The organism is Klebsiella sp. 54 (assembly GCF_018223875.1).
GTDB classification, from domain to species: domain Bacteria; phylum Pseudomonadota; class Gammaproteobacteria; order Enterobacterales; family Enterobacteriaceae; genus Klebsiella; species Klebsiella quasipneumoniae.
In genome coordinates, this window is sequence record NZ_JAGRRA010000015.1 from 212,930 (window position 1) to 219,121 (window position 6,192).

The 6,192-nt window shown below is 66.9% G+C and carries 2 protein-coding genes; both read right to left on the reverse strand.

Translation table 11 applies throughout. From position 1 onward, the window contains the following. Positions 1–10 precede the first annotated feature (10 nt). Positions 11–2,617, reverse strand: a complete 2,607-nt coding sequence (locus KHQ24_RS23765; RefSeq protein ID WP_126065618.1) for a nitrate reductase — start codon at positions 2,615–2,617, stop codon at positions 11–13. Then, a partial coding sequence (nirB, locus tag KHQ24_RS23770; RefSeq protein ID WP_211777507.1) for a nitrite reductase large subunit NirB occupies positions 2,617–6,192 on the reverse strand: 3,576 nt, incomplete at its 5' end. The genes KHQ24_RS23765 and nirB, both read right to left, overlap by 1 nt.

The window sequence follows — 6,192 nt, forward strand, 5'->3', positions numbered from 1 at the left end:
CGCCGCGCCGTTAGGCCCCGGCGCGGGCCGGTTGCGTCGCCAGCAGCGCGTTGAGCTCCGGCACGCAGGAGCCGCAGTTGGTCCCGCACTTCAGCCTGGCGCCCAAAGCCCCGACGCTGGCGCAGCCGCTGGCGATGGCCTCGCCGATCGCCCGCTCGCCGACCCCAAAGCAGCTGCAGACAATCCGCCCCGGCAGCGCGGCGGCGGCGTCCGGTCGGCCGCTGAGCAGCGCATGGCGCCGGGCGGCATCGGACGGCGGCGTGGCGAAGGCGGCGCTTACTCCTGCGCTATCCACCGCCGGCTCGCGCGCATCGCTCCACCAGCCCAGCATCAGCCTCCCCTGATGCCACGCCAGTAGGTTCCACACTGCGCCGCCGTCTGCTATCTGCAGCTGCCAGCCGCGCTGCTCGCACCAGACCCTGAGCCACTGGCGGGCTGACGCCTCCCCGGCCAGCGAGTAGTGCAGCACTCCTGTCGCCGCCCGCCGCCGCCAGTGCCAGGCCGCAGGAAATGGCAGCGGTTCGCGACAAAACAGTTCGCTGTGCCAGGCAGGCTGCCAGGCGGCGATGGCCACCGCCGCCTGTTTACTCTCCGGCTGGGCGGAATGCGGGTCCGTGACGGCGGCCAGCAGGTTATTCACCCGCCCCTGGCGGGCGAACTGATTGTTCCAGTGCATGGGGACAAACAGCGAGCCGGGGCGCTGGCCTTCGCTGATCGCCACTTTCGCCACCATCACCCCATGGCGCGACCAGATCCGCGCCAGCCCATCGGCGACAAGCTGGTAGCGAACGGCGTCCTGCGGCGCCACCTCCACCACCGGCTCCGCGATATGCTGCATCAGCCGCGGCACAGCACCGGTGCGGGTCATGGTGTGCCACTGATCGCGGATCCGCCCGCTGTTGAGGATCAGCGGATAAAAGACATCGGTTGCCGCCCGGGTCGGCTGAGGCGTCACCGGCACCATTCGCAACCGGCCATCGCGATGCCAGCCGCGCGTGACATCCAGGTCGGCGCGGCGGCGGCTGACTGGCCAGCGGACCGGCGCCATGGCGTCCCACGCCTCGCGGCTGAGATCCGCCAGCGCGCCGATATCAAACGCCCGCTGGCCGTCGTTTTCGAAACCGGACAGCGCCGCATGCTCGCGGAAAACGTCATGCGGATGCTGCCAGGCAAACGCCTCGCGATATCCCAGCGCCTGCCCCACTCGGGCGATGATCCACCAGTCCGCTTTCGCCTCCCCCGGCGGCGGCAGAAAGCTGCGCTGACGGGAGATGCGCCGCTCCGAGTTGGTGACCGTGCCATTTTTCTCGCCCCAGGCCAGCGCCGGAAAACGGATGTGGGCGAAATGTCCGGTATCCGTCTCAGCGGCGACATCCGAGACGATCACCAGCGGACAGCCGGCCAGCGCCTGGCTCACCGCGTGGCTGTCGGGGAGGGACACCACCGGATTGGTGCCCATGATCCAGACCGCTTTCACCTCGCCGCGGCCGATGGCGGCAAACAGCTCCACGGCGGTCAACCCCGGAGTCTGCGCCAGCCGCTCGGTTCCCCAAAAGCGGGCCAGCCGCTGCAGATCGGCCGGCACAAAATCCATGTGCGCCGCCAGCATCGTCGCCAGCCCGCCGACTTCGCGCCCACCCATGGCGTTGGGTTGACCGGTCAGCGAAAAGGGGCCGCAGCCGCGGCGGCCATACTTTCCGCTAGCCAGATGGACGTTGATGATGGCATTACATTTGTCGCTGCCGCTGGCTGACTGGTTAATTCCCATGGTGTAGAGGGTGATGGCCCGCGGGGCGGCGATAAAATCGCGATAGAAACCCGCCACCTCATCGGCAGCCAGGCCGCAAAAATCAGCTACTTTCGCCACGTCCCAGCCACTCGCTTCGGCCAGCGCCTGCGCGCCATCGCGAAAACCGTCGACGCAGGCTCCAGCCTGCGCCAGGGCGTTAAGCAACCCCACGAACAGCCCGCCGTCGCTTCCCGGCGCCAGCGCCAGATGGCGATCGGCGATCTCGCAGGTGGCGGTGCGTCGGGGATCGATCGCCACGATCTGCAACCGGGGATTGTCCCGCTTCGCCTGCGCCAGACGCTGGTACAGCACCGGATGCGCCCAGGCAGCGTTTGAGCCGACCAGCACCACCAGATCGCTGTTTTCCACATCCTCATAGCTACAGGGCACCACGTCGGCGCCAAAGGCCCGCTTGTAGCCGGTCACCGCCGACGACATGCATAGCCGCGAATTGGTGTCGATGTTCGCCGCGCCGATAAACCCCTTCATCAGCTTGTTGGCGGCATAGTAATCCTCGGTTAACAGCTGGCCGGAGGCGTAGAAGGCCACCGCCTGCGGGCCGTGCTGGTCGATAACCTGTTGCAGGCGAGAAGCGGTCTCCGCCAGCGCCTGAGGCCAGGTCACCTTCTGGCCGTCCACCTCCGGCGCCAATAGCCGCCCCGCCAGGCCCGTGGTCTCCCCGAGGGCCGCCCCTTTGACGCACAGACGGCCGAGGTTGGCCGGGTGCTGGTCGTCGCCGCGCACGCTCACCCGCCCCGCGTCATCTACGCTCGCCAGCACCCCACAGCCTACGCCGCAGTAGGGACAGGTCGTTCGGATGGTCTTCATCAGGAGGCCTCCGCTCGCGCCAGCAGCTGCTGGCTGCCTACCCACACTTTGCCGTTTTCCACTTTCACCGGCCAGGCGCGCACCGCCTGTTCACCGCCGTCGCACGGCCAGCCGTCGCGCAGGCGAATCCGCTGTTTGTACAGCGGGGAGATCACCACCGGTTCCCCGCTGACGTCCCCTAACAGCCCCCGCGACAGCACGTTGGCCGCGCTGCCCGGCTCGCGGTTGTCCAGGGCATACACCCGATCGCCGAAGCGGAACAGGGCGATCTGCCGCTCGCCTAACCGGGCGCCGATCCCCGCCTGCGCCGGAATGGCGTCAAGGTCGCAAATCGCCTGCCACGGCCGGGATGGGAGTTCGCCTTCGGGCAACGCTTCAGCAGGCAACGGCTGCGGCTGACCGCGCAGATCGTGGCGCTGCACCGCCTCGTCGGGCTGGTCGCTGTTAACGAAGGAGCGGAACAGCGCCAGACGCTGCGGATCGTTGAGGGTGGTCTGCCACTCGCACTGGTAGCTGTCGACGATGCGGGCCATCTCCTGCTCCAGCTCCTCGCCAATGCCGAGGCTATCCTCCAGCACCACCTGCCGCAGGTAGGCGACGCCGCCCTCCAGGTTGTCCATCCAGGTGCTGGTGCGCTGCAGGCGGTCGGCGGTACGGATATAGAACATCAGCAGACGATCGATGCTGCGGATCAGCGTCGCTTCGTCGAGATCGCTGGCAAACAGGTCGGCGTGACGCGGTTTCATTCCGCCGTTGCCGCAGACGTAGAGATTCCAGCCTTTGTCGGTGGCAATCACTCCGATATCTTTGCCCTGGGCTTCGGCGCACTCGCGGGTGCAGCCAGAGACCGCCATCTTGATCTTGTGCGGGGCGCGTAGCCCTTTATAGCGATGCTCAAGCCGCACCGCGAGCCCGGTGGAGTCCTGCACGCCGTAGCGACACCAGGTTGCGCCGACGCAGGACTTCACCGTGCGCAGCGACTTGCCATAGGCGTGGCCGGTTTCAAACCCGGCGTCGGCCAGCTCGCGCCAGATAGCCGGCAGCTGTTCCAGCCGCGCGCCAAACAGGTCGATGCGCTGGCCGCCGGTCACTTTGCTGTAGAGCTGATAACGTTTGGCGATCTGCCCGATGGCGATCAGCCCGTCCGGCGTCACTTCCCCCGCCGCCATCCGCGGCACCACCGAATAGGTTCCGTCCTTCTGAATGTTGGCGAAATAGCGATCGTTGGTATCCTGCAGCGGCAGGTGCGCCGGCTTCAGCAGGTATTCGTTCCAGCAGGAGGCCAGCACCGAGGCCACCAGCGGTTTACAAACCTCGCAGCCGTGCCCCTGGCCGTAGCGGCTAATCAGCTGCTCGAAGGTATGGATATGGTTGACCCGCACCAGGTGGTAGATCTCCTGGCGCGACCACGGGAAATGCTCGCAGACATCTTTTTTCACTTCGACGCCCTGCGCCGCCAGCTGGTACTCCATCACCTGTTTCACCAGCGCGCTGCAGCCGCCGCAGCCGGTGGCCGCTCTGGTGCAGCTTTTTATCGCCGCCATATCCCCCGCGCCATTGTTCACCGCCTGGCAGATATCGCCTTTGCTGACGCTATGGCAGGAGCAGATCGGCGCGCTGTCGGGCAGCGCCGCCACCCCCAGCGCCTTCGGCGCGGCCCCCTCCAGCGCCGGCAGGATCAGGCTCTCCGGACGCGGCGGCAGCGCCATGCCGTTCAGCATCATCTGCAGCAGCGTGGCATAGTCGCTGGTGTCCCCCACCAGCACGCCGCCAAGCAGGGCTTTGCCGTCCTGACTGACGACGATTTTTTTGTAAACCTGCTGCGGACCGTCGGTCCATTGATAGCTCTGGCAGCCCGGCGTGCGCCCCTGCGCATCGCCAAACGAGGCCACGTCAACCCCCAGCAGCTTCAGTTTGGTGCTCATGTCGGCACCGCTAAAGCAGGCGTCCTCTCCTGCGAGGGTGGCTGCGGCGATCCGCGCCATCTGATAGCCCGGCGCCACCAGGCCGTAAATTTTATTATCCCACAGGGCGCATTCGCCTATCGCCAGCACGTCCGGGTCAGAGGTGCGGCACTGGCCATCAATGCCAATCCCCCCGCGCTCGCCGACCTGCAGCGCGCAGCCGCGGGCCAGCGCGTCCTGCGGGCGGATCCCCGCCGAGAAGACCACCATGTCGGTCAACAGCGTGCCACCGTCGGCAAAGTTCAGCCGCAGGCCGTCGGCCTCGCTCACGATGGCGGTGGTGGCTTTGCTGGTATGCACCCCCACGCCGAGGGCGACGATCTTCTCCCGCAGCATCGCCGCCCCGCCGTTATCCAGCTGGACGGCCATCAGGTTCGGGGCAAACTCCACCACGTGCGTCTCCAGCCCCAGCTGTTTCAGGGCGTTGGCGGCCTCCAGCCCGAGCAGGCCGCCACCGATCACCACCCCGCGCTTCGCCGCGGCGGCATGGGCGGCGATGCGGTCGAGATCGTCAAGGGTGCGATAGACAAAGCACCCGTCGAGATCGCTACCAGGGACAGGCGGAACAAAGGGATAGGAGCCGGTCGCCAGCACCAGTTTATCCCAGTGGGTTTCATGTCCCTCGGCGTCCCGCACCAGCCGCGCGTCGCGGTCGATCGTCGCCACCGCCTTGCCGAGGCGGAGTTCGATGCCGTGCCGGTGAAAGAAATCATCGGCCACCAGCGACAGCGATTCGGCGCTGCGTCCGGCGAAATATTCGGAGAGGTGCACCCGGTCGTAGGCGGCGTAACGCTCTTCGCCAAACACTACGATACGATATTGCTCATGCAGGTTGCGGCTCACGCATTGTTCGAGAAAATGGTGGCCGACCATGCCATGTCCCACCAGCACTAATACAGGTTTCGTCATCGTCATTATTCCTGCAGCCTGCGGCTGCGTTGAAGAAGGATCAAAAAGCCAGTCCGCGGTGGCGGGCACGTCGCTTTCCAGGCGCGCGGTGAGCGCGGCGGCGGCAGTGCAATCGCCCATCAGCAGCACGCCGCGCAGGCGGCCGTCGCGCAGCAGCAGGCGACGATAGTGGCGGTCGATGGGGTCCCAGCTGGTAAAAATGTCATCCTGTTCGCCGGCCTGCTGCTCGCCAGCGCTAAAGAGTTCAATGCCGGTGACCTTCAGCCGGGTGCCGGCGTCCTGCCAGACAAAGCCCGCGCCGGGGACGCCGCACAGGCGATCCGCCAGCACTTCGGCCTGGCGCAGGCAGGGAGCCACCAGCCCCCAGGTCTGGCCGTCAATTTCGCAACATTCGCCAATGGCGCTGATCCCCGGCAGCGAGGCGGCCATCTGGCGGTCAACCACGATCCCCCGCTGGCACAGCACACCGGACTGCGCCGCCAGACGGCTGTTGGGCTGCACGCCGGTCGCCAGCACCACTCTGTTGGCGCGGAATACCCGCCCATCCGCCAGCCGCACGCCGTCGGCGTCGATGGCGGCGATCCGGCACTCCAGCACACAGCGAATGCCGCGCGCTTCAAGCTGCTGCCTGAGCTCATCGGCGGCAAAAGCGTCGGTCAGCGGCGCCATTAATCCGCCGCCGCGATGCAGGAGAGTGACCTC